The sequence below is a fragment of the Duganella callida genome (assembly GCF_004614165.1).
Taxonomy (GTDB): Bacteria; Pseudomonadota; Gammaproteobacteria; order Burkholderiales; family Burkholderiaceae_D; genus Rugamonas; species Rugamonas callida.
Map to the genome: position 1 here is coordinate 1 of NZ_SPVG01000065.1, position 23,412 is coordinate 23,412.

The following is a 23,412-nucleotide window of genomic DNA, read 5'->3' on the forward strand; positions in this document are numbered from 1 at the left end:
GGCCGGAGCCGCTGCGGCAGGGACAGGCGCCGGAGCGGCGGCGGCAGGCGCGGCGGCGGCGCCTTCGGCCTCCACCAGCAGCAACAGCGAACCCTCGGCCACCTTGTCGCCGACCTTCACCTTGATCTCCTTCACCACGCCGGCGTGCGACGATGGAATCTCCATCGATGCCTTGTCCGACTCCACGGTGATCAGCGACTGGTCCACCTTGATGGTGTCGCCGACCTTGACCATCACCTCGATGATCTCGACTTCCTTGAAATCGCCGATATCCGGGACTTTAACTTCCACAATGCTCATAGCGTTTGCTCCGTTCTAATTATTGGGTCACCGGATTTGGCTTGTTCGGATCGAGGTTGTACTTGGCCACGGCCTTTTCCACCACCGACGCATCGATCTTGCCTTCTTCGGCCAGCGACTTCAGCGCGGCGACCGTGATGTAGTAACGGTTCACTTCGAAGAACTCGCGCAGCTTGGCGCGGCTGTCCGAACGGCCGAAACCATCGGTGCCCAGCACGCGGTAGGTGCGGTCCTTCGGAATGAAGGCGCGGATCTGTTCAGCAAACGCACGCATGTAGTCGGTGGTCGCCACGATAGGACCAGTGGTGTCCTTCAGCAGCTGCGCCACGTACGGCACGCGCTGTTCCTTGGTCGGGTTGACCAGGTTCCAGCGTTCCGCGTCCTGGCCGTCGCGCGCCACCAGGGTCAGCGATGGTGCGGACCAGACGTCGGCCGCGATGTTCCAGTCGTTCTTCAGCAGGTCCACCGCGAACAGCGATTCGCGCAGGATGGTGCCGGAGCCGATCAGCTGCACGCGCTGTTTCAGCGACTCGTCGCCCTTCTGCAGCAGGTACATGCCCTTCAGGATGCCCTCTTCCTGGCCTGGCTTGATGCCTGGATGCGCGTAGTTCTCGTTCATGATGGTGATGTAGTAGAACACGTCTTCCTGCTCTTCCACCATGCGGCGCATGCCGTCCTGGATGATCACGGCCAGTTCGTGGCCGAAGGTCGGATCGTACGGCATGCAGTTCGGCACGGCGGCAGCGAACAGGTGGCTATGACCGTCTTCGTGCTGCAGACCTTCGCCGTTCAGCGTGGTGCGGCCGGCGGTGCCGCCCATCAGGAAGCCGCGGGCGCGCATGTCGGCGGCGGCCCAGACCAGGTCACCGATACGCTGCATGCCGAACATCGAGTAGTAGGTGAAGAACGGCACCATCACGCGGTTGTTGGTCGAGTACGAGGTCGCCGCGGCGATCCACGAGCTCATGCCGCCGGCTTCGTTGATACCCTCTTGCAGGATCTGGCCGGCCTTGTCTTCGCGGTAGTACATCACCTGGTCCTTGTCGACCGGTTCGTACAACTGGCCCTGCTGGTTGAAAATGCCCACCTGGCGGAACAGGCCTTCCATGCCGAAGGTGCGCGACTCGTCGACCAGGATAGGCACGATGCGCGAACCGATGCTGCTGTCCTTCAGCAGGGTGGTCAGGATACGCACGTAGTTCTGGGTGCTCGACACTTCGCGGCCTTCGGCGGTCGCTTCCAGCACGTTCTGGAACGCCGACAGCGGCGGCACGGTCAGCTTCTCGTCGGCCTGCTGGCGGCGCGCCGGCAGGTAGCCGCCCAGCGCGGCGCGGCGCTCGTGCAGATACTTGATTTCCGGCGCGTCGTCGGCCGGCTTGTAGAACGGGATGTCGGCCAGCTGGTCGTCCGGGATCGGGATCGAGTAGCGGTCGCGCATTTCGCGCACGGCTTCGTCGGTCAGCTTCTTGGTGTTGTGCGCGGTGTTGCGCGCCTCGCCATGCTTGCCCATGCCGAAGCCCTTGATGGTCTTCACCAGCAGCACGGTCGGCTGGCCCTTGTGTTCCTGCGCGACCTTGAAGGCGGCATAGATCTTGTGCGGATCGTGGCCGCCGCGGGTCAGGCGCCAGATGTCGTCGTCGGTCATGTTGGCGACCATCTCCAGCAGCTTCGGATGCTTGCCGAAGAAGTGCTTGCGCACGTAGGCGCCGTCCTTGGCCTTGTAGTTCTGGTACTCGCCGTCGACGGTTTCCATCATCACCTTGCGGAGGATGCCTTCCTTATCCTTCTGCAGCAGGGCGTCCCAGCCCGGACCCCAGATGACTTTCACCACGTTCCAGCCGGCGCCGCGGAATTCGCCTTCCAGTTCTTGAATGATCTTGCCGTTGCCGCGCACCGGACCGTCCAGGCGCTGCAGGTTGCAGTTGACCACGATGACCAGGTTGTCCAGCTTCTCGCGCGCGGCCATGCCGATCGCGCCCAGCGATTCCGGCTCGTCCATCTCGCCGTCGCCGCAGAAGGCCCAGACCTTGCGGTCGGTGGTGTCGGCGATCGAACGCGCGTGCAGGTACTTCAGGAAGCGCGCCTGGTAGATCGCCATCAGCGGGCCCAGGCCCATCGACACGGTCGGGAACTGCCAGAAGTTCGGCATCAGTTTCGGGTGCGGATACGAGGACAGGCCCTTGCCGTCGACTTCGCGGCGGAAGTGCAGCAGTTGGTCTTCGCTCAGGCGGCCTTCCAGGAACGCGCGCGCGTACACGCCCGGCGAGGAGTGACCCTGGATGTACAGCAGGTCGCCGCCGTGGGTGTCGCTAGGCGCTTTCCAGAAGTGGTTGAAGCCGATGCCCAGCATGTTGGCCAGCGAGGCGAACGAGGACAGGTGGCCGCCCAGGTCGCCATCGAAACGGTTGGCCTTGACCACCATGGCCATGGCGTTCCAGCGCATCCACGAGCGCAGTTTCTCTTCGTATTCCAGGTTGCCGGGGCAGCGCTGCTCCTGCTCCGTCGGAATGGTGTTGACGTAGGCCGTGTTGGCCGAGAAAGGAATGTCGGAGCCGCTTTGGCGGGCCAGGTCGATCAGGCGTTCCAGCAGATAATGGGCACGTTCAGGGCCTTCGTTTTCCAGCACGGAGGCCAGGGAATCCAGCCATTCTTTGGTTTCTTGCGAGTCAGGATCGGTGTTCGCCGTTACCTGGTCCAGTTGAGCTGACATTTAATAAGTCTCCTGAGGTGAGATGCCCGAATCATGCGGCTTCCGGGGCGGGGGAATTGCTGATTATTTACCAATACTTCAATGACGTGTGGGGATTCTAGCAGCCATTTTTTGCATTTTCAAATTACGGGAAGACATTTTATAATGTGAAATTCCCCTATGAAAATCTTGTGCAGCGCAACATGCAAGTCGCGCGGAAAACAGGGCGGGACGCGCCCGCCGGCCTTATAATCGTGTTTTCCCTCTACCACCCTGTACAAATCATGCCAGCCCAACTGATCGACGGTGTCGCCCTCTCCAAAAAACTGCGCGGTGAAATTGCTGCACGTGCCGCATCCCTGACCGAAAAAGGCCATCAGCCGGGCCTGGCGGTGATCATTGTCGGCGACGATCCGGCCAGTCATGTTTATGTACGCAACAAGGTCAAGGCTTGCGAGGATGCCGGCTTCTATTCGCTGAAGGAAGAATACCCGGCCGACCTGAGCGAAGCCGCACTGCTGGAACGCATTGCCGCCCTCAACAACGACCCGGCCATCCACGGCATCCTGGTGCAGATGCCGCTGCCGAAACATATTAATCCGCACAAGGTGATCGAGGCCATCTCCACCAAGAAAGACGTGGACGGCTATTCGGTGCTGAGCGCGGGCGAACTGATGACCGGCCTGGACGGTTTTCGTCCGTGCACCCCCTACGGCTGCATGAAGCTGATCGAAAGCACCGGCGTCGACCTGCGCGGCAAGCACGCGGTGGTGATCGGCCGCAGCAACACGGTCGGCAAGCCGATGGCGCTGCTGCTCTTGCAAGCCAACGCCACCGTCACCATCTGCCATAGCGCGACCCCGGACATCGGCGTGTACACGCGCCAAGCGGACGTGGTCGTGGCCGCAACCGGCCGCCGCAACACCCTGACTGCTGATATGGTGAAGCCGGGCGCGATCGTGATCGACGTCGGCATCAACCGCAACGACGAGGGCAAGCTGTGCGGCGACGTCGACTTCGACGGCATCAAGGAAGTGGCATCGCACATCACCCCGGTGCCGGGTGGCGTGGGTCCGATGACCATCACCATGCTGCTGATGAACACGGTGGAAGCGGCCGAGCGCGTAGCGCAGCAAGCTTGATCAACCGTATCGACCATATTGGATAAAAGATGACTGACAATAATCCCCTGCTGGACTTCAGCGGCCTGCCGCGTTTCGATGCGATCCAACCGCAACACGTGACGCCCGCCATCGATGAACTGCTGGCGCGCAGCCGCGCCGTGGTAACGCAACTGGAAGCGCCGGCCGACAGCGTCAGCTGGGACAGCTTCGTGACGCCGCTGGAAGACGCCACCGAACTGCTGGGCCGCGCCTGGGGCATCGTCAGCCATCTGAACAACGTGGTCGACACGCCCGAACTGCGCGCCGTCTACAACGAGAACCAGCCGAAAGTGACCGAGTTCTGGACCGACCTCGGCCAGAACGAGGCGCTGTTCGCCAAGTACAAGGCGCTGCGCGCCTCGGCCGAGTTCGACACGCTGTCGCCGGCGCGCAAGCGCATCGTCGAGAACGCCATTCGCGACTTCCGCATGGGCGGCGCCGAACTGCCGGCCGACAAGAAGGAACGCTTCGCCGACATCCAGGAAGAGCACGCCAAGGTCTCGACCCGCTTCTCGGAAAACGTGCTGGACGCCACCAACGATTACAAGCTGCTGGTCAGCGAGGAAGCCGACCTGGCCGGCCTGCCGGACGACGTCAAGGCCGCCGCCCGCGCCGCCGCCGAGAAAGCCGGCAAGCAGGGTTGGGAATTCTCGCTGCACTTCCCGTCCTACTACCCGATCCTGCAATTCGCCGACAAGCGCGAACTGCGCGAAACCATTTACCGCGCCAATGCCACCAAGGCGTCCGAACAGGGCGAAGTCTTCAGCAAGAAGGAAGACTGGGACAACACCCGGAACATCGTCACCCTGCTCAGGCTGCGCGAGGAAGAGGCGCATCTGCTCGGCTACAAGAACTTCGCCGAAGTCTCGCTGGTGCCCAAGATGGCCAAGTCGCCCGACGAAGTGATCGGCTTCCTCGAAGACTTGGCCAAGCGCGCGCGGCCGTTCGCGGAAAAGGATCTGGCCGAGCTCAAACAGTTCGCCAGGGAAGAACTCGGCATCGAGGAGCTGAAAGCCTGGGACATCCCCTACGCTTCCGAAAAACTGCAGGAAGCGCGCTATGCCTTCTCGGCGCAGGAAGTCAAACAATACTTCCCAGAACCGAAAGTGGTGGACGGCCTGTTCCGCCTGATCCAGCAATTGTTCAACGTGCAGATCAAGCCGGACGATGCGCCGGTCTGGCATGAGGACGTGCGCTTCTTCCGCATCGAACGCGACGGCCAATTGATCGGCCAGTTCTACCTCGACCTGTACGCGCGCGCCGGCAAGAGCGGCGGCGCCTGGATGGACGATGCGCGCGGCCGCCGCGCCGACGCCAGGGGTGGCACCACCGCAGTGCAGACCCCGGTGGCCTACCTGACCTGCAACTTCACGCCGCCGGCGCTGGAAAACGGCGTGGCCAAGCCATCGCTGTTCACCCACGACGAAGTGATCACCCTGTTCCATGAATTCGGCCACGGCCTGCACCACATGCTGACCCAGGTCGATGAGCTGGGCGTATCCGGCATCGCCGGCGTCGAATGGGATGCGGTCGAGCTGCCGTCGCAGTTCATGGAAAACTTCTGCTGGGAATGGGAAGTGCTGGAACACATGACGGCCCACGCCGTCACCGGCGAGCCGCTGCCGCGCGCGCTGTACGACAAGATGCTGGCCGCGAAGAATTTCCAGTCCGGTCTGCAGACCCTGCGCCAGGTGGAATTCGCCCTGCTCGACATGCACCTGCACTACGACTACGACGCCAGCACCGGCAAGACCGTGCAGCAGGTCATCGATGAAGTGCGCGGCAAGTTCGCGCTGATCATCCCGCCGGCGTTCAACCGCTTCCAGAATTCGTTCAGCCACATCTTCGCCGGCGGCTACGCGGCCGGCTACTACAGCTACAAGTGGGCGGAAGTGCTGTCGGCCGACGCCTATGCCGCGTTCGAGGAGGCGCAGGCGCTGGGCGCGGACGCCGTCTCGGAAACCGGCAAGCGCTATCTGCAGGAAATCCTGTCGGTCGGCGGTTCGCGTCCGGCGCTGGAATCGTTCACCGCCTTCCGCGGCCGCGAGCCGAGCATCGACGCATTGTTGCGCCACAGCGGCATGGCCGCGTAACAGAGATCACAATCTCCCGCAACGCCGGAGTCGCGCGGTAGCAACATCGATGCCAGCGACTTCCGGCGTTTTCGCATACACTGGAATTGCATCCTGCGATTCCCTCTACCGAACCAGCCAACACCATGACACGCATCGATTTCCACACCAATGTGCCGGACAAGGTCGCCTACGCCTGCCGCCTCGCGCGCAAGGCCTGGGCCGCCAATAACCGCGTGGTGGTGTTGACGGACGATGCGGCCCAGCTGGCGGAACTTGACGCGGCGATGTGGACGTTTTCCGCCACCGACTTCCTGCCGCACGTGCCGGCCGACGATGCTTTGGCGGCGCAGACGCCGATCCTGCTGACCGCCTCCGATGCGGCGGAATTACCACACACGCACACCGAATTATTGGTCAACTTGTCGCGCCGCACGCCGGCCAACGTGTCACAGTTTGCGCGCCTGATCGAAGTGATATCCTCGGAAGAGGAAGATGCGGCTGCCGGCCGCAAGCGCTATGTCGCCTACAAGCAGCAAGACTATCCACTTACCCACTTTGTCACAGGAAAATCATGAGCCAAGCATCGTTTGACGCCAGTATCCCTGTCTTGACGGAAGTCCTGAAAGCGGAGCCGCTGAGCGACGAGTCGTTGTCCGCGAACGGCGCCACCACCATCCGTCCCGCGCCGGCCGAAGTGGCCGCCGCGCTGGAAGCCGATGCCATCGACGGCTGGAGCGAAGCCGAATGGGCGATGATGGAACACCGTCTGTCGGTGCGCATCATGCACCAGCTGCAGTCGCGCGTCGATTTCGTGCTCGAGCAGCGCATCAAGGATGCCATGGCCGAGGTGCTCAGCCACGCGCTGCACGGCCTGACCAACGAGATCCGCATCGGCCTGCACGACACCATCGAGAAGATCGTCTCGCGCGCCGTGTCGCAGGAACTGACCCATCTGCAGGCGCAGAAAAAGTAAGCCTTCCGCCCCGGTCCGTGACACGCTGTGGTGCACGGACCGCACTGCCCTGAAGCGGCTTTGCATCAAATCAGGGAAACGCTCCAAAAAAGTTCAAATCACTGTTTTTCCGTCTTTGCGCCGGGAATAATTTGTTGTACCTTGTGGCCTTGCGTATAACTTTTGGAGATTGTTTATGCAGTTCAAATTTATTCCGCTGGCCATCGCGCTTGCCTACACCGGCAGCGCGGGCGCACAGGAAGTGATCAAGATCGGTCACGTGGCGCCGGTCTCCGGCCCGTCGGCCCACCTCGGCAAGGACAATGAAAACGGCGCCAAAATGGCGATCGACGATTTGAACGCCAAGGGCATCAAGATCGACGGCAAGCCGGTCAAGTTTGTACTGCAACTGGAGGATGATGGCGGCGATCCCAAGCAAGGCACCTCGGTGGCGCAGAAGCTGGTCGACGCCAAGGTCAACGGCGTGATCGGCCACCTGAACTCGGGCACCAGCATCCCCGCCTCCAAGATTTACTACGACGCCGGCATCCCGCAAATCTCGCCGGCCACCACCCAGACCAAGTACACCCAGCAGGGCTTCAAATCGGCGTTCCGCGTGGTCGCCAACGACGCCAAGCTGGGCGGCACGCTGGGCGCCTACGCGGTCGGCAAGATGGGCATCAAGAAGATTGCCGTGATCGACGACCGCACCGCTTACGGCCAGGGTGTGGCGGACGAGTTCGCCAAGGGCGCGAAGAAAGCCGGCGGCGGCGTCGAGATCGTCGCCAAGGAGTTCACCACCGACAAGGCGACCGATTTCAACGCCATTCTGACCAAGATCAAGGCCAAGAATCCCGACCTGGTGTTCTTCGGCGGCATGGACTCGGTGGCCGGTCCGCTGCTGCGCCAGATGAAGGCGCTGGGCATCAACGCCAAGTTCATGGGCGGCGACGGCATGTGCACCGAATCGCTGCCCAAGCTGGCCGGCGCGGCGGCCGCCAACGGCGTGGTGGTGTGCGCGGAAGCGGGCGGCGTCAGCGGCGAACAGCAGAAAGGCATGGACGATTTCGTCGCGCGCTACAAGAAGAAATACAACGCCGACGTGCAGCTGTATTCGCCCTACGTCTACGATGCGCTGATGACCATGGGCACGGCCATGCAGCAGGCCAACTCGGCGCAGCCGGCCAAGTATCTGCCGGTGCTGCAGAACATCAAGTACCAGGGCGTGACCGGGCTGATTTCGTTCGACGCCAAGGGCGATATCAAGGACGGCGCGCTGACCTTGTTCACTTACACGGATGGCAAGAAAACCAAGATCGAAGTGATCCACTAAAAACAAAAACGCGCCTGGAGCAACCGAGGCGCGTTTTTTTCGGCTCAGCCGCAGGTCATTTCTGCGACAGCACCCATTTCACCAGGGTCTGCGCCTCGGCTTCATTGACTTGCGGATTGGCCGGCATGGGGATTGCGCCCCAGACGCCGGAACCGCCCTTCATTACCTTGGTCACCAGCTTGGCTTCTGCATCTTTCTGGCCGGCGTATTTGGCCGCTACATCCTTGTACGCCGGACCGACCACCTTGGAGCCGACCGCGTGGCATGCCATGCAGTTCTTGGCTTTGGCCAGATCCAGGCCGGCATCGGCCAGCGCGGCCTGCGCAGCGAATGCCGAAGCAACTACTACCCCAACCATCATCAAATTGCGTTTCATTGTGTTCTCCAGGTTTGTTGCGACAATTCCGCTGGCCATTCTACCGCGATTTGCCTTGATGCATTTAACGCTTAAGTCAAGTAATGGTTGACTGCGATCAGGTAAGATAGCGTCATAGGAGGACATCATGCCGCTGATCGTATTGATTGTTGCTTTGGTTGCGCTGCGCTATTTCGAAGTGTGGAAGTTTGCCGAGCTGTCCTGGTGGGCAATCGGTGCACTGATGGTATTGGCTTTCCTGTGGTTCGAGTTCCTTGAGCCGATGATGGGCTTCGACAAACGCCGCGCCCACAACGAAGACGAAAAGCGGCGCAAGGAGCGCGTCAAACAGACCTTCGACAAGAAATAAGCCGCGCGAACGCGGCTTTTCTTACGTGTCGCTCAGCGCTTAGCGCTTCAGCTGCGACAGGTCGCGCACCGCGCCGCGGTCGGCGGAGGTGGTCAGCGCCGCGTAAGCCTGCAGCGCCTGCGACACGTAACGTTCGCGGTTGACCGGCTGCCAGGCGTCGGCGCCCTTGGCTTCCATCGCCGCGCGGCGCGCTGCCAGCGTGTCGGCGCCGATGCGCAGGTTGATGCTGCGGTTGGGGATGTCGATGTCGATCATGTCGCCCTCCTCCACCAGGCCAATGGCGCCGCCTTCCGCCGCTTCCGGCGATGCGTGGCCGATCACCAGGCCGGAGGAACCGCCCGAGAAGCGGCCATCCGTGAACAGCGCACAGGCTTTGCCCAGGCCCTTGGATTTGATGTAGGAGGTCGGGTACAGCATCTCCTGCATGCCCGGGCCGCCTTTCGGGCCTTCGTAGCGGATGATGACCACATCGCCTTCATGCACGGTGTCGCCGAGGATGGCTTCCACCGCCGCGTCCTGGCTTTCGAACACGCGCGCCTTGCCGCTGAATTTGAGGATGCTTTCATCGACGCCGGCGGTCTTCACGATGCAGCCGTTTTCCGCCAGATTGCCGTACAGGACAGCCAGGCCGCCGTCCTGCGAATAGGCGTGCGCCTTGTCGCGGATGCAGCCGCTGCTGCGGTCCAGGTCCAGCGCGTCGTAACGCTCCGATTGCGAGAACGCCACCTGGGTCGGCACGCCGCCCGGCGCCGCGCGGAACCATTCATGCACGGCCGGATCGTCGCTGCGCTTGACGTCATTGCGTTCGATCGCCTCGGCCAGGGTCGGCGCGTGCACGGTCGGACGCGAGGTGTCGAGCAGGCCGGCGCGCGCCAGCTCGCCCAGGATGGCGACGATGCCGCCGGCGCGATGCACGTCTTCGATGTGGAACTTGTCGGTCATCGGCGCCACCTTGCACAGGCACGGCACCTTGCGCGAGATGCGGTCGATGTCGGCCATGGTGAAGTCCACACCCGCTTCGTGCGCGGCGGCCAGCAGGTGCAGCACGGTGTTGGTGGAGCCGCCCATGGACACGTCCAGCGCCATGGCGTTTTCAAACGTGGCCTTGTTGGCGATGGAGCGCGGCAAGATCGAATGATCGTCCTGCTCGTAGTGACGCTTGGCCAGATCGACGATCAGGCGGCCGGCGCGCAGGAACAGCTGTTCGCGGTCGGCGTGGGTGGCGACGATGGTGCCGTTCCCCGGCAGCGACAGGCCCAGTGCTTCGGTCAGGCAGTTCATCGAATTGGCGGTGAACATGCCGGAGCAGGAACCGCAGGTCGGGCAGGCGCTGCGCTCGATCTCGGCCACGTCGGCATCGCTGACGGTGGTGTCGCCGGCCTTGATCATGGCGTCCACCAGGTCCAGCTTGATGACCTTCTGGCCGCCGTTGACCACCTTCACCACCTTGCCCGCTTCCATCGGGCCGCCCGACACGAACACCACCGGAATGTTGAGGCGCATGGCGGCCATCAGCATGCCCGGCGTGATCTTGTCGCAGTTGGAGATGCAGACCATGGCATCGGCGCAGTGGGCGTTGACCATGTACTCGACCGAGTCGGCGATCAGGTCGCGCGACGGCAGCGAATACAGCATGCCGCCGTGGCCCATGGCGATGCCGTCGTCGACGGCGATGGTGTTGAATTCCTTGGCCACGCCGCCCGCTTTTTCGATCTCGCGCGCGACCAGCTGACCCAGGTCCTTCAGGTGCACGTGACCCGGCACGAACTGGGTGAAGGAATTCACCACGGCGACGATAGGCTTGTCGAAATCGCCGTCCTTCATGCCGGTGGCGCGCCAAAGGGCGCGCGCGCCGGCCATGTTGCGGCCGTGGGTGGTGGTGCGGGAACGGTATTGCGGCATGATGTGTTTCTCCAATGATAAGGCGAGCCTAAGTCTGCTGGCTTAGCATCAGAGTTTGCGACCACCATGGCGTGGTGTCAAATATATGATTTACACGGCTGTGAGTCGTATAAAATATCACCACAAGAAAATTACATAGTAAACCATATGGAACTGCGCCAGCTCCGCTACTTCGTCACCGTGGCCGAAGAACTCCACTTCGGCAAGGCGGCGCTGCGCCTGCACATGACGCAACCGCCGCTGTCGCAAACCATCCAGGCGCTGGAAGAGGAGCTGGGCGCCGTGGTGTTCGAGCGTAACCGCCGCGGCGTCGCGTTGACGCCGGCCGGCGCCGCGCTGCTGCCGGAAGCGCGTCGGCTACTGGCGCAGGCGCAGCAACTGCCGCAACTGGTGCAGCGCGCAGCCGCCGGCGAAGTCGGACGCCTGACGCTGGCCTTCGTCACCTCGGCCGATTACAGCGTGCTGCCGCCGTTTTTGCGCGCCTACCGCGCCGCCTACCCGCAAGTCCAGATCACGCTGCAGGAAGCCACCTCCGACCTGCAGCTGGACGACCTGCTCAACAGCCGCATCGACGCCGGCCTGCTGATCCCGCCCCTGCCCGACAAGGCGAAACAGGAACTCGACTACCTGCCGGTGCTGAACGAACCGCTGATGCTGGCCCTGCCCGCCGGCTCGCCGGCCCTGAAGAAGAAAGGCAGACTGGCATTGGCCGCCCTGCCGCTGCTGCCGCTCATCATCTTCCCGCGCGCGATCTCGCCGGCGCTGCACGACGCCATCCTGTCCGTATTCCGCGAAGCCGGCGTGACGCCGGAAATCGGCCAGCAGGCGATCCAGATGCAGACCATCGTCAGCCTGGTCTCGGCCGGCATGGGCATGGCGCTGGTGCCGCAATCCGTGTCCAACCTGATGCGCCCCGGGGTAGAATACCGGGCGCTGAGCGACGCCACGCCGCTGGTCGAAACCGGCCTGGCCTGGCGCCGCGACAACGCCTCGCCGGTGCTGCACGGCTTCTTGGAATTACTACGCAAAGAACTAAGGAAAACCGCCCTATGCTGATCCACCCGATGCCCGACCCGATAGCCCTGCAGCTGGGGCCTGTCGCCATCCACTGGTATGGCCTGATGTACGTGCTGGCCTTCGCCCTGTTCATCGCGCTGGGCCGCGTGCGCATCAAGCAGCCGCACATCGCCGCCCAGCAGTGGAAGAAGGAGGACCTGGACGACATGCTGTTTTACGGCATGCTGGGCGTGGTGATCGGCGGGCGGCTGGGTGAGGTGCTGTTCTACCGTCCCGCGTTCTTCTTTGCCGACCCGATCGAAATCTTCAAGGTCTGGCATGGCGGCATGTCCTTCCATGGCGGCTTCCTGGGCGTGCTGATCGCGATGTCGCTGTGGTCGCGCAAGGCGGGCCGCAACCTGCTGGACGTGTACGACTTCATCGCGCCGCTGGTGCCGCTGGGCTATGCGGCCGGACGCCTGGGCAATTTCATCAACGCCGAACTGCCGGGCCGCGTGGTCGGCGATCCATCGCTGCCGTGGGCCATGATGTGGCCGGACACGAACTATCCGCTGCATCCGAATCCCGTGTTCCTGCAAGGCCTGCGTCACCCGTCGCCGCTGTACCAGCTGCTGATCGACGGCCTGCTGGTGTTCATCATCCTGTGGCTCTACGCGCGCAAGGAACGTCCGCGCCTGGCGGTGGGCGCCATGTACACCCTGCTGTACGGCTGCGCGCGTTTCTTCACCGAGTGGTTCCGCACGCCGGACTGGGAGACCACCGTCCTCGGCCTGCCGATCACCTCCGGCCAGGTGCTGTCGCTGCCGATGATCGTCGCCGCGCTGGCCATGCTGGCCTGGTCCTACCAGGTCAAACAGCGCGGCCGGGCGCCGATTATTTCAAAAGCTTGAGCACCGCTTTCCATTGCGCCGGCGTGACCGGCGTGATGGACAGGCGGCTGCCCTTCTGCAGCACCACCATGTCTTCCAGAGCCGGGATGGCGCGCATCTCGGCCAGCGACAACAAGCGTGTTTTTTGCGTGCCCTTCACATCGATCGAAATCCAGCGCGGCTGCTCCTGCGTGGCCTTGGCGTCGTGGTATTTGCTCTTGGTGTCGAATTGGGAGGCGTCCGGATACGGCGCGCTGACGATTTCCGCCAGCCCGGCGATGCCCGGCTCCGGACAGCTCGAATGGTAGAACAATACGCCGTCGCCGACCTGCATCTGGTCGCGCATGAAATTGCGCGCCTGGTAGTTGCGAACGCCGAACCACGCGGTGGTCTGACCGGGCGACGCCATGACGTCATCGATGCTCACTTCATCCGGCTCGGATTTCATCAGCCAGTATTGCATGGGAATCTCCAGACGAAAAAAAGCGGCTGCGCATTCTCATGCCCGCAACCGCTTTTCAGTTGAATAAGGCCCCGCCTGTGCCGTCTTGCCGGCATCCCGAACCTAACGGCTCAGGTGGTCACAGTTAGTTCAATTTCGGGTTCATCGGACTAGCGACGCTCTCGCCCATCGAACAAATTTCCGCAACCGGTGCAAACAAATGGTTCAAGGAATATATGACAAGTCTCGAACACTGCAGGGTGATAAGAGTTTACTCTGTTGTGCGCCGCAAAGAAAGGCCCGCACGAATTAAAACGCGATTAAAACAGCGTTTCCTGCGGCGTCAGGGCGGAATCCAGCACCTTGTGCATGGCCTCCATCTTGGTCTGCACTTCAAGCAGGGACATGTCCGACCACGGCCCGCGCGAGGTTTTCATCGACAGGAATTCCGCCGCCACGCCCAGCGCCGCCATCACGGCGATGCGGTCGTTGCCCTTGACCTTACCGGCATCACGGATCGCGCACATCTTCTTGTCGAGGAAGGAGGCCGCCTCGCGCAGCGCACGTTCCTCATCTTCCTTGCACGCGAGCTTGTACGCCTGGCCCATGATGTTCACGTCCAGCTGGATCATTGGTGTGCGTCCTCGTTCGCGGGCGGTTTATTGGCGCCATTGTCGAGCGACGGCACCTGGTTGAGTAATGCGTCCAGTCGCTGCGTCGCCTCCTGCATGCGGCGGGTGAAATCAATATTCTGCGCCATCAGCGCAGCATTCCCCTGACGCAGCTGTGCATTTTCACGGCGCAGGGTAACGGTGAGCTCGGCCAGCTGGTCGATTTTGTCGGAGAGTGCTTGGAATTCGGAAATCATCCCGCCACTATAGGCAGCGCGCGGGACGGCGTCAACAGAATCGCGTGTTTGCGACCAACAAGCACGCGATTTATTTACTCATCGTCAACTAGCGGGCAGCTTCGATGGTGACGTTGCCTTCGATGCCGACACCCTGTCCCGGCTCCGCTTCCAGCAGCACGTTGATTTCGCGCTTGCCGGCGCCGGCCGGCAGAGGCACGTCCAGCGCGCCGGCGGCGAAACTGTCCTTCTTGCCGATCAATGTGCCGTTGAGCCAGATCTCGGCCTTGCCGCGGATCGCGGCGAAGCGGATACGCCCGCTGCCATCGGCCAGGTTCTTGCGCGGCGTAAAGCTGGCGCGGTACAAATGGTACTTGCTGCCAGCGGCGGCGCGCATCGGTGGCGAGCCCCAGCCCCAGGTGTTCATGTCGAAACTGGCCAGTTTCTGGTTCGGGTCCGGCCGCTGATCGCCGTCGGGCGCGATGCGCCAGCTGCGCACGAAGGTCAGCGGCGCGTCGGCTTCGGCCACGTACGGCTGGGCCGCCACTTGCCGCACCGGGATGCTGATCTGTGCTGGCTGCAGGCCAGCGGCGCTGGCGCTGACAGCGATGGCATCCTTGCTGTCGTAATCGGTCTGCACGATCAGCTGCGCCAGGCCGTTGAACAGACGGCGCGTCGGTCCCTTCTCGTCTTCGTGCGAATTCGGGTCGCCGTTGCCATGGCCGATGGAACGGCCGCCGCCGCTCACCGCGAAGGTGACTTCATTGTCGGCCAGCGGCACGGCGCGGCCCTGGGCATCGAGCGCGCGTACGGTGATCGGCATCGCGTCGCGGCCATCACCGGCCAGCTGCGCGCGGTCGGGCAACAGTTCCAGCCTGACCGGCGCGCCGGTGGTTTCGACCGCGGTGCGCACCACTTCCTTGCCGCCGTTGTAGCCGATCGCTTCCAGCTTGCCCGGTTCGAAAACGACATTGAAGTTGTTCATGCGGTAGGGATCGGCCTTCTGTTCGCCCAGCTCGCGACCGTTCAGCAGCAGCTTGATGCGCTCGATGTTGGCCATCACCATCACGCGCACATTGTCGCCCTGCTTCCAGTTCCAGTGCGGGGCGATGTGGATCAGCGGCCTGTCCTTGATCCACTGTACCTGGTGGATGTAGTACGCGGTCTTCGGGAAGCCGTTCAGGTCCATGATACCGAACACCGAGCTGACCGACGGCCATTCGTTCGGCGTCGGCTCGCCGCGGTAGTCGAAGCCGGTCCAGACAAAGCCGCCGGCCACGTAAGGACGGGTGGCAATCGCTTCCCAGGCGTCGCGGTGGGTATTGCCCCATTGCGCGGCGTCGTCGTCATAGCTGGCGATCAGGTTCTTGTCCTTGACGGTCTTGTATTCGCCGCGCGTCATGAAGGCCGATGTGTCCTCGGAGCTGGTGAACGGCTTGTCGGGATGCGCCTTGTGGAAGCGGTCGTAGTCGGGCACCTGATAGTTGGAGCCCACCACGTCCACCGCGTGCGAGACATTCAGCTCGGTCAGGAAACCGCCGTTCATCGCCGCCGTCACCGGACGTGTGTCGTCCAGCGCCTTGACGGCGGCCGACATGCGGCGCGCCATCTCGTAGCCCACTTCCGTGGCCTGCACCGGCTCCTCGTTAAACACCGACCACAGGATCACGCCCGGATGATGGCGGTCGCGTTTGACCATCCACTCCAGCTGCTTCATGTAGTCTTCCGAGGGATTGAAGTTGCGGTTCTCGTCCATCACCACGAAGCCCATGCGGTCCACCATGTCCAGCACCTCGGCCGCCGGCGCATTGTGCGAGAAGCGGATTGCGTTGACGCCCATTTCCTTCAGACGGCGCAGGCGATACTCCCACACCGAATCCGGCACCGCCACGCCAACGCCCGCGTGGTCCTGGTGAATGCAGACGCCCTGCAGTTTGACGTGCACGCCGTTCAGGAAGAAGCCCTGCGCCGCGTCGAACCGGATGGTGCGGAAACCGGTATTGAGCGACACCTCATCCAGCACCCGGCCCGCCTGCAGCACGCGCGTGGACACGCGATACAGATTGGTTTTCTCCAGCGACCACAAGGATGGATTGTTGATGGTCACCGGCAGCTGCACGGTGTCCGTGGCGAGCACGTTGACGTGCGCGGAGGCGGTGCGCTGGGCCACCTGCTTGCCGGATGGGTCGTACACCGTGACCTCCACCACCACGTCGCCCGCCTGCTTGCCGCTGTTGTTCAGCGTGACCTCGACCGGGATGCTCCACTGCTGGCCCTTGATCTGGCGCGGCGTGGAGTGCACGCCGTCGGTCACCACATGCAGCGGACTGCGTTTCACCAGCCAGCTGTGGCGGTACATGCCGGCGCCCTCGTACCACCAGCCCTCCATCGCCTGCGCATCGACGCGGATGGCGATGGTGTTCATCGCATCGCCGTAGCGCAGGAACGGCGTGATATCGATGTAGCTGGCGTTGTAGCCCGACCAGTTGTGCTTGACCACATTACCGTTGACCCATACCGTGGCGTGAGTGGCGATGGCGTCGAACTGCAGTTCGAAATGCTTGCCGCGATCCGCCGGATCGACACGCAGGTAGCGCCGATACCAGCCGATGCCGCGCGGACGGTAGCCCTGCGCCACATTGGCCTTCGGATCGAACGGTCCCTCCACAGCCCAGTCGTGCGGCAGGTTCAGACGGCGCCAGTCGGAGTCGTCGTACTCATTCGCAGCCGCGCCGCCGGCGCTGCCGGCCTTGGCGTTGCTATAGGATTCTTCATGCCCGACGATGGGCGGCTGGACGATATCGCCCTGGTGGAACAGCCAGCCGCGGTCGAGCGACAGGCGTTCACGCGTGGCGGCATGCGTGCTGAAGCAAGCCAGCAGCAGCAGGAAGGCAAACAGTTTTGTTTTCAAATCGGGCTCCCAGGTAAAAAAAACGGGACAGCGCCATCACACACTGTCCCGCAAACCACGATAAAACGGTAGAAGACGAATTACAGTTTGTACGACAGACCCAGGTTATAGCGGCGGCCGAATTCAGTCACCTCTTGCTGTACCGGGATGTTACCGCTGGTGTAGACGGACTTCTGGTTGGTCAGATTGTCGATGCCAAAGCGCAGTTGCAGGTTGGACGTCAACTGCTTGGCCAGGTTCAGCGTCACATAAGTCTCTTTTTCATTCAGCAGCAGTTGGCCGGCGGTCCAGGTCGGGTTCCGCACGAACGGGCTGTGGTAGTTAGCCGACAGGCGCGCCTCGTAGCCGGCCTTTTCGTACCACAGCGTGATGCCGCCGTTGTGCTTCATCAGGCCCTCGATCGGATACGGATTCACGGCCGGAGTCTGCTCGTGGATGTTCGAGGTGGTGTACGAGTAGTTGCCCGAGAAGCCCAGGCCATCGAACGGCGCCGGCAGCCAGGAGAAGCTCTGCTGGTAGGCCAGCTCCAGTCCGCGCACGTCGCCGCCATCGCCGTTCACCGAACGGGTCAGGGTCGCGGCCCGGCCGTTGATGGTGGTGGTGTCGGTGGTGATCGCGATGTAGCGCTGCACCTTCTTGTAGAAACCACCGGCCGACAGCAGCGAGCCTTTGGCGAAGTACCACTGGTAAGCCAGATCCAGCTGATTGGCCATCATCGGCTTCAGGGTTGGATTGCCGGCGCTGCCGGTGTAAGGCTGGGTGCCCTCAGCCGGTACGCTCAGGTTGCGCGACGCGCGCAGCTCGTCCAGCGGTGCGCGCGACATGGCGCGCGCGGCGCTGAAGCGGATCTGGCGTTCCTGCGCCTCGTCCAGATTGAAGATCAGGTTCAGGCTGGGCAGCACTTCGGTGTACGAGGTGCCGTCTTCCACCGGCGTGGCCGCCGCGCCGTTCAGCGACTGCATGCCGTAGCCGGTCTGCCTGGTATGCACCACGCGCAGGCCGACGTTGCCACGATAGGTTTTGCCGAACGCCTCGCCTTCCAGGTCACCCTGCACGAAGGCCGAGCTGCTGCGCTCCTTCACACGCCAGCCGGACAGCAGGTCGTTCTGGGTCGGTTCACGACCGGTCGGATCGAAGGCGTTGGCGCCGAAGGCCGAGGTGGTGGTGCCGTAGAAGTCCTTCAGCTGGATGAACGAAGGATAGCCACCGATGTTCACGGTTTCGTAAGCCGAATCCGCGATCGTGCCGGTCGGGTTCAGCGACCACGTGGTCTGGTGGTAGCTCTTTTCACGGTCGGCCGCGCGCACACCGAACTTGATGCGGTTGATGAAGCTGCTGTCGATGGCGCGCGCCCCGGTCAGGCTGGCGGCGTTCAGCTTATCCTTCACGTGGCCGTCGGTGTCGACGTACAGCGTCGGCGCCCAGAAGTTGGACGGGTTGCCGGTATCCATACCGAAGCTGTACGACTGGTGTTCGCCGCCGGTGAAGTCCCAGGTGACGTCGGTGTTGGTCCTGGAATACTGGCGCATGTCGCGCCACTGGCTGCCGCGCATCGCGTGCGACGACGACAGGTCGGCTTCGATCTTCCAGTCGCCGGCATTGAACTTGCCGTTCAAGCCGCTGGCCGCGACGCTGGTGTCCTGCACATAATAGAAGTCATTGTTGATGACGCTGACATCCTTGACGGTGGCGCCGGCCACGTAGCCGTTGCGGATATCGAGGTTGCTATAGTTGCCCGACTGGTAGCCGTCCCAGTTACCGAGGTCGCCGGTCCAGTGCTGCAGGCCGCGCTCGTTGATCTTGGCGGAAGCGTAGTAGCTGTCGGCGGTGATCAGAACATCGTTGTTCGGCTTCCATTCCAGCTTGCCCAGCACGCTCTCGCGCTTGTCCTTGCCGCGCCGGACTTCGTCCTGGAAGCCCCATGGGGTCTTGTCCACTTTGCCGTCGCCGTTCAGGTCAGCCGAATGGTCTTCGTTGAAGCCCCAATGGCGGATATTTTTCTGTACCGATGGCTGGTCCTGGTAGCTGAACGCCAGCGCCGCGCCGATGGTCTTGTTGGCGAATTGGTCGATGTAGACGCCACCCAGACGCGGCGCGGTCGAGTCGCCGCCCGGGATATCCTTGGCCAGCGGGTAGTACAGCGCATCGGCTTTCAGCGACAGCTGGCGGCCGCTGTACTTCAACGGCGAAACCGTTTGCAAATCGATGGTGGTGGCAATGCCGCCCTCCACGATCTCGGCGTTCTGCGTCTTGTACACGGTGGCGCCGCTGATCGACTCCGACGGGAACTGCTCGAAGCGCACGGCGCGATTCGGTTCCGACGAGGCCAGCTCGCGGCCGTTCAGGGTGGCGCCGATGAAGCGCGGCCCCATGCCGCGCGCGACGATCTGCGAGGCGTTGCCGCGGTCCAGGCCCGACGACAGGCCCGGCAGGCGCGCCAGCGACTCGGCGATGGTGGTGTCGGGCAGCTTGCCGATGTCTTCCGACGATACGACTTCGACGATGCTGTTGGAGGCTTCTTTCGCTGCCAGCGCATTGCGCACGGAGGCGCGGATACCGGTCACGTTCACTTGCTGGATCTCCCCGGCCTGCGCTGCGGCTTCCTGCGCCAAGGCTTGCTGTACCAGCAGAGGGGAAGTGAAGAGCGTGGCGATCAGCCAGCTCATTTTCTTATGTTTCATTGTGCATCTCCAGTGTTTGTATGGTCCCGTCTCTGTGTAAGAAGAAGTGGACGGATCACTGGATGCTAACGAATCATGAATTGACGAACCAATAGCTTATTTGGTGTACGGCATACCAAGTTCGTATATCAGACAAGATTTCAAGTCTGCTCAGTTCTGCACGGGCACGCGGTAGTGAGGGTAGATGCCGGCCGCGGCGTCACGCAGCGCGGTCAGCATCGCATCGGCGCCAGGCGACAGCTGGTGTCGTTTGCGCGTCACAATGCCGAACGAATCCATGCTGACGCCCAGGTCGAATGGCAATACTTTCAACAAGCCGGCGTCGAGATACGGCTGCACCGCTTCCGCCGGCAGCGCCACGATCATGTCGTTGTTCAGCAGCAGACTGGCCACCACCGGCATGTCCAGCGTCTCCACGGTTTCCGCCGGCTGCTCCAGGCCATGCGACAGGAACAGCGCGGTGAGGCGGTCGCGCAGGATGGAGCCGGCCGGCGGCAGGATCCAGCACTGCTCCATCAGATCCTCCAGCCGCAGATCGTTGCGGCCCATCAGCGGATGGGCGGCGCGCGCGATCAGCAGATGCGGCTCGTCGGTCAGCGGTTCGAAATTCAGCTCATCGGCCGCCTCGGTGTCGAGGATGCGCCCCACCACCAGATCCAGCTCGCCGCTGCGCAGCCGTTCCACCAGCACCTTGCTGGTCGACATGGTCACCGCCACGTGCACGCGCGCGTGGCGCGCCTTGAGCAGATTGACGGCCTTGGGCACCAGGCCGGTGGCCGGCGCCAGCACCGTGCCGATGCCGACGCGACCGCGCAGGCCGGACAGCAGTTCCATCACTTCCTGGTGCGCCGCGTCCATCTCGGCCAGCGCGGCGCCGGCGCGGCGTATCAGCACCTTGCCGTACCAGGTCGGCGCCACGCCGCGCGACAGCCGCTCGAACAGCTGCACCCCGAGCGCGTGCTCCAGCTCCCCCAGTAATTTGGAGGCGCCGGGTTGCGTCAGATTGGCTGCTTGCGCCGCGTGGGCAATCGAGCCATGCCGGCCCAGTTCGACCAGCAGGACCAGATGACGGGTTTTCAGGTGGGAGCGTACAAAGCGGTCCGAACGGGGATCAGTCATAACGGTGATTGGTTTGATCGCCCATCATAATTGCGGGCTGAACCATCGTCAATCGCGCTATGCCTGCAAATTTCCCCTGGAAGCGCTCCCGCTGTCATCGAACAAGGTATCGGCCAGCCCCGGCGCCAACCCGCCGGCCAGATCCGGCGGCAGGCCGTACAGGCCGCCCTGGCCGCCCAGCACCAGCAACTGATCCAGGGCCGCGCCGCCAAAGGCCACGCTGGCGGCCGGTTCGCGCGCCAGGGCGATCCGCCGCAGCACCTCGCCGTGACGCGAATACTGCACCAGCGCCCCGCCCTGCACACTCCAGAGTGCGCCGGCGCTGTCGACGATGGCCGTGCCCGGCCCCGGCGCCAGCAGCTGCGCAAACGTTTTCAGGCCGCCTGCCTTGCCCAGTTCCGCATCGTAGTGGCAGCACTGGATGACGCCGCGCGCGCTGTCGGCAAAGTACAGCGTCCGGCCGTCCGGACTGAAGGCGATGCCGGCCGCGGCGGCGACCGCCGGCAGCGCCAGCCGGCGCAAGCCGTAGCGCTGCGAGTATTGGTAAAAACTGCCGATGGGCCGCTGATCGCGCGCGGTGTTGGCGGTGCCGAACACGAAGTTGCCGTCGCGGTCGGCGCAGCCGTCGCTGATCACGGTGCGCGGCTCGGCGGCGTCGATGGTGAGCAGCACCTGCGCCTGCAGCGCGCGGCCGGGCTGACCCGGCTCGGGCAGCTCGACCATGCCAAGCCGCTTGCCCAGCCCCATCAGCAGCCGGCCGGAACGGCAACTTGCCATCACCCGTGCGCTTTCTAACATACGCAGGCCGCTGGGCATCGCCGGCGGCGCCGGCCAGGCGTATATTTGACTGCCTACGGGGTCTGGCCAGCGCCAGCATTGGTGTACAGCGTCCCAGCGCAATGCGCAGCCAGCCTGCCCGACCCGGATCAGCATGATGCCGGGCGTGGCGGTGATGGTGGTGCTGGCTGCGGTCATAAAGCTCCTGGAACGAATCTCGGTAGCTGAAAGTCTAAGCGAGCGACGCCGGCCGTAGCTATGAATAAAGCGTGCCCAGCCATGCTGATATGAGATAGCTATCCGATATTGATATGGCAGCTTGCGAATTAATCATATTTCCGGTCTAACAACCGGGCTTAGACTGAGCGCTGTTCCCTGAACTTCAAAATCACAACCCCATCCCATGAAAATCACCAAACTGACGACCTACCGAGTGCCACCGCGCTGGATGCTGCTGAAAATTGAAACCGATGAAGGCGTCGTCGGCTGGGGCGAGCCGGTCATCGAAGGCCGCGCCCGTACCGTGGAGACGGCGGTGCAGGAACTGGAAGGCTATCTGATCGGCCAGGACCCGGCGCGCATCAACGACCTGTGGCAGACCATGTACCGCGCCGGTTTTTACCGCGGCGGCGCCATCCTGATGAGCGCCATCGCCGGCATCGACCAGGCGCTGTGGGACATCAAGGGCAAGGTGCTGGGCAAGCCGGTGTACGAGCTGCTGGGCGGCCTGGTGCGCGACCGCATGAAGATGTACAGCTGGGTGGGCGGCGACCGGCCGGCCGACATCATCGCCCAGATCGAAACCCTGCGCAAAGGCGGCTTCAACTGCTTCAAGATGAACGCCACCGAGGAACTGGGCATGCTGGACACCTCGGCCAAGGTCGATGAGGCGGTGCAGCGCGTGGCCGAGATCCGCGAAGCGTTCGGCACCTCGATCGAGTTCGGCCTGGACTTCCACGGCCGCGTGGCCGCGCCGATGGCCAAGTCGCTGCTGCGCGAGCTGGAACCATTCCGCCCGCTGTTCGTGGAAGAGCCGGTGCTGGCCGAGCAGGCCGAATACTACCCGCGCCTGGCCGAGACCACCTCGATCCCGCTGGCGGCCGGCGAGCGCATGTACTCGCGCTTCGAATTCAAGAACGTGTTCGCGGCCGGCGGCCTGTCCATCGTGCAGCCGGACCTGTCGCACGCCGGCGGCATCACCGAATGCGTGAAGATCGCCTCGATGGCGGAAGCCTACGACATCACGCTGGCGCCGCACTGCCCGTTGGGCCCGGTGGCGCTGGCGTCCTGCCTGCACGTCGACTTCGTCTCGTACAACGCCGTGCTGCAGGAGCAGAGCATGGGCATCCACTACAACAAGGGCGGCGAGCTGCTCGACTACGTGGTGAACAAGGAAGACTTCAAGATCGTCGACGGCTATTGCAACCCCCTGACCAAGCCTGGCCTGGGCGTGATCGTCGACGAAGAACGCGTGATCGCCGCCAGCAAGAACGCCCCCGACTGGCGCAATCCGGTCTGGCGCCACGAGGACGGCAGCGTCGCGGAATGGTAAGCCCTATCGTGAAGTTGCGCCGCCGCGCCTGCGCGGCGCTGGTGGCCGGCGCCTGCGC

Annotated in this window: 20 protein-coding genes and 1 other RNA gene; 9 read left to right on the plus strand and 12 right to left on the minus strand. The window is 63.2% G+C overall.

Translation table 11 applies throughout. The features are described from left to right. Together E4L98_RS06455 and aceE are read right to left on the minus strand one after the other, a co-directional pair. Positions 1–300 (minus strand): biotin/lipoyl-containing protein (locus tag E4L98_RS06455; protein WP_307722088.1); only part of this gene is annotated, 300 nt, incomplete at its 3' end. 19 nt (positions 301–319) lie between these two features. After that, positions 320–3,010: a pyruvate dehydrogenase (acetyl-transferring), homodimeric type gene (gene aceE, locus E4L98_RS06460; RefSeq protein ID WP_135200746.1), complete on the minus strand. Its 2,691-nt coding sequence runs from the start codon at positions 3,008–3,010 to the stop codon at positions 320–322. A gap of 263 nt (positions 3,011–3,273) precedes the next feature. Between aceE and folD the strand changes: the two genes are divergently transcribed. The 5 genes from folD (at position 3,274) to E4L98_RS06485 (ending at position 8,512) form a co-directional block, all read left to right on the plus strand. Beyond that, positions 3,274–4,131, plus strand: a complete 858-nt coding sequence (gene folD, locus E4L98_RS06465; RefSeq protein ID WP_135200747.1) for a bifunctional methylenetetrahydrofolate dehydrogenase/methenyltetrahydrofolate cyclohydrolase FolD — start codon at positions 3,274–3,276, stop codon at positions 4,129–4,131. A gap of 29 nt (positions 4,132–4,160) precedes the next feature. Continuing rightward, positions 4,161–6,245, plus strand: coding sequence for a M3 family metallopeptidase (locus E4L98_RS06470; protein ID WP_135200748.1), 2,085 nt, complete (start codon positions 4,161–4,163; stop codon positions 6,243–6,245). Positions 6,246–6,370: 125 nt separating this feature from the next. Then, positions 6,371–6,802, plus strand: coding sequence for a DNA polymerase III subunit chi (locus E4L98_RS06475; protein ID WP_135200749.1), 432 nt, complete (start codon positions 6,371–6,373; stop codon positions 6,800–6,802). Beyond that, the gene (locus E4L98_RS06480; protein WP_135200750.1) at positions 6,799–7,200 is read left to right on the plus strand and encodes a DUF2486 family protein; all 402 of its coding nucleotides are present in this window, start codon (positions 6,799–6,801) and stop codon (positions 7,198–7,200) included. Before E4L98_RS06475 ends, E4L98_RS06480 begins: the two co-directional genes overlap by 4 nt. A 175-nt stretch (positions 7,201–7,375) precedes the next feature. Continuing rightward, entirely contained in the window at positions 7,376–8,512 is a 1,137-nt protein-coding gene (locus tag E4L98_RS06485) for a branched-chain amino acid ABC transporter substrate-binding protein (protein WP_135200751.1), read from the plus strand. A gap of 55 nt (positions 8,513–8,567) precedes the next feature. On the opposite strand, the gene E4L98_RS06490 is transcribed toward E4L98_RS06485, so the two are convergent. Further along, complete coding sequence (locus tag E4L98_RS06490) at positions 8,568–8,888, minus strand: c-type cytochrome (protein ID WP_135200752.1); 321 nt, start codon at positions 8,886–8,888, stop codon at positions 8,568–8,570. Between the two features lie 127 nt (positions 8,889–9,015). On the opposite strand from E4L98_RS06490, the gene E4L98_RS06495 reads away from it, so the two are divergent. Continuing rightward, positions 9,016–9,237, plus strand: coding sequence for a TIGR04438 family Trp-rich protein (locus E4L98_RS06495; RefSeq protein ID WP_135200753.1), 222 nt, complete (start codon positions 9,016–9,018; stop codon positions 9,235–9,237). 39 nt (positions 9,238–9,276) lie between these two features. On the opposite strand, the gene ilvD is transcribed toward E4L98_RS06495, so the two are convergent. Then, the gene (gene ilvD, locus E4L98_RS06500) at positions 9,277–11,139 is read right to left on the minus strand and encodes a dihydroxy-acid dehydratase (RefSeq protein ID WP_135200754.1); all 1,863 of its coding nucleotides are present in this window, start codon (positions 11,137–11,139) and stop codon (positions 9,277–9,279) included. Positions 11,140–11,286: 147 nt separating this feature from the next. On the opposite strand from ilvD, the gene E4L98_RS06505 reads away from it, so the two are divergent. Together E4L98_RS06505 and lgt are read left to right on the plus strand one after the other, a co-directional pair. Further along, on the plus strand, positions 11,287–12,195 hold the full coding sequence (locus E4L98_RS06505; RefSeq protein WP_135200755.1) for a LysR family transcriptional regulator: 909 nt from the start codon (positions 11,287–11,289) through the stop codon (positions 12,193–12,195). Further along, positions 12,189–13,046, plus strand: coding sequence for a prolipoprotein diacylglyceryl transferase (gene lgt, locus E4L98_RS06510; RefSeq protein ID WP_135200756.1), 858 nt, complete (start codon positions 12,189–12,191; stop codon positions 13,044–13,046). Before E4L98_RS06505 ends, lgt begins: the two co-directional genes overlap by 7 nt. Here the strand turns inward: lgt and E4L98_RS06515 are convergent. From E4L98_RS06515 to E4L98_RS06550, 8 genes are all read right to left on the minus strand, one after another. Beyond that, positions 13,030–13,488 (minus strand): EVE domain-containing protein, encoded by a 459-nt coding sequence (locus E4L98_RS06515; RefSeq protein ID WP_135200757.1) that lies wholly within the window; start codon positions 13,486–13,488, stop codon positions 13,030–13,032. The genes lgt and E4L98_RS06515 overlap by 17 nt on opposite strands. Positions 13,489–13,552: 64 nt before the next feature. Further along, a non-coding RNA gene (gene ssrS / locus E4L98_RS06520) (6S RNA) lies at positions 13,553–13,732 on the minus strand. 55 nt (positions 13,733–13,787) lie between these two features. Continuing rightward, complete coding sequence (locus tag E4L98_RS06525; protein ID WP_135200758.1) at positions 13,788–14,099, minus strand: cell division protein ZapA; 312 nt, start codon at positions 14,097–14,099, stop codon at positions 13,788–13,790. Beyond that, positions 14,096–14,335, minus strand: a complete 240-nt coding sequence (locus tag E4L98_RS06530; RefSeq protein WP_135200759.1) for a hypothetical protein — start codon at positions 14,333–14,335, stop codon at positions 14,096–14,098. The genes E4L98_RS06525 and E4L98_RS06530 overlap by 4 nt, the downstream gene beginning before the upstream one ends. 88 nt (positions 14,336–14,423) lie before the next feature. Next, positions 14,424–17,225, minus strand: coding sequence for a beta-galactosidase GalA (gene galA, locus E4L98_RS06535; RefSeq protein ID WP_135200760.1), 2,802 nt, complete (start codon positions 17,223–17,225; stop codon positions 14,424–14,426). Positions 17,226–17,305: 80 nt separating this feature from the next. Then, on the minus strand, positions 17,306–19,906 hold the full coding sequence (locus E4L98_RS06540; RefSeq protein ID WP_135200761.1) for a TonB-dependent receptor: 2,601 nt from the start codon (positions 19,904–19,906) through the stop codon (positions 17,306–17,308). Between the two features lie 150 nt (positions 19,907–20,056). Continuing rightward, entirely contained in the window at positions 20,057–21,025 is a 969-nt protein-coding gene (locus tag E4L98_RS06545) for a LysR substrate-binding domain-containing protein (protein WP_135200762.1), read from the minus strand. A 57-nt stretch (positions 21,026–21,082) separates the two neighbouring features. Beyond that, positions 21,083–22,000 (minus strand): SMP-30/gluconolactonase/LRE family protein, encoded by a 918-nt coding sequence (locus E4L98_RS06550; protein ID WP_229257284.1) that lies wholly within the window; start codon positions 21,998–22,000, stop codon positions 21,083–21,085. Positions 22,001–22,205: 205 nt separating this feature from the next. On the opposite strand from E4L98_RS06550, the gene dgoD reads away from it, so the two are divergent. Continuing rightward, positions 22,206–23,354, plus strand: coding sequence for a galactonate dehydratase (gene dgoD, locus E4L98_RS06555; protein WP_135200763.1), 1,149 nt, complete (start codon positions 22,206–22,208; stop codon positions 23,352–23,354). Positions 23,355–23,412 lie beyond the last annotated feature (58 nt).

Bases quoted from the DNA above. Each gene is read 5' to 3' on its own strand.
- aceE (WP_135200746.1), bottom strand. From the start codon at position 3,010: ATGTCAGCTCAACTGGACCAGGTAACGGCGAACACCGATCCTGACTCG.
- folD (WP_135200747.1), top strand. From the start codon at position 3,274: ATGCCAGCCCAACTGATCGACGGTGTCGCCCTCTCCAAAAAACTGCGC.
- E4L98_RS06470 (WP_135200748.1), top strand. From the start codon at position 4,161: ATGACTGACAATAATCCCCTGCTGGACTTCAGCGGCCTGCCGCGTTTC.
- E4L98_RS06475 (WP_135200749.1), top strand. From the start codon at position 6,371: ATGACACGCATCGATTTCCACACCAATGTGCCGGACAAGGTCGCCTAC.
- E4L98_RS06480 (WP_135200750.1), top strand. From the start codon at position 6,799: ATGAGCCAAGCATCGTTTGACGCCAGTATCCCTGTCTTGACGGAAGTC.
- E4L98_RS06485 (WP_135200751.1), top strand. From the start codon at position 7,376: ATGCAGTTCAAATTTATTCCGCTGGCCATCGCGCTTGCCTACACCGGC.
- E4L98_RS06490 (WP_135200752.1), bottom strand. From the start codon at position 8,888: ATGAAACGCAATTTGATGATGGTTGGGGTAGTAGTTGCTTCGGCATTC.
- E4L98_RS06495 (WP_135200753.1), top strand. From the start codon at position 9,016: ATGCCGCTGATCGTATTGATTGTTGCTTTGGTTGCGCTGCGCTATTTC.
- ilvD (WP_135200754.1), bottom strand. From the start codon at position 11,139: ATGCCGCAATACCGTTCCCGCACCACCACCCACGGCCGCAACATGGCC.
- E4L98_RS06505 (WP_135200755.1), top strand. From the start codon at position 11,287: ATGGAACTGCGCCAGCTCCGCTACTTCGTCACCGTGGCCGAAGAACTC.
- lgt (WP_135200756.1), top strand. From the start codon at position 12,189: ATGCTGATCCACCCGATGCCCGACCCGATAGCCCTGCAGCTGGGGCCT.
- E4L98_RS06515 (WP_135200757.1), bottom strand. From the start codon at position 13,488: ATGCAATACTGGCTGATGAAATCCGAGCCGGATGAAGTGAGCATCGAT.
- E4L98_RS06525 (WP_135200758.1), bottom strand. From the start codon at position 14,099: ATGATCCAGCTGGACGTGAACATCATGGGCCAGGCGTACAAGCTCGCG.
- E4L98_RS06530 (WP_135200759.1), bottom strand. From the start codon at position 14,335: ATGATTTCCGAATTCCAAGCACTCTCCGACAAAATCGACCAGCTGGCC.
- E4L98_RS06540 (WP_135200761.1), bottom strand. From the start codon at position 19,906: ATGAAACATAAGAAAATGAGCTGGCTGATCGCCACGCTCTTCACTTCC.
- E4L98_RS06545 (WP_135200762.1), bottom strand. From the start codon at position 21,025: ATGACTGATCCCCGTTCGGACCGCTTTGTACGCTCCCACCTGAAAACC.
- E4L98_RS06550 (WP_229257284.1), bottom strand. From the start codon at position 22,000: ATGACCGCAGCCAGCACCACCATCACCGCCACGCCCGGCATCATGCTG.
- dgoD (WP_135200763.1), top strand. From the start codon at position 22,206: ATGAAAATCACCAAACTGACGACCTACCGAGTGCCACCGCGCTGGATG.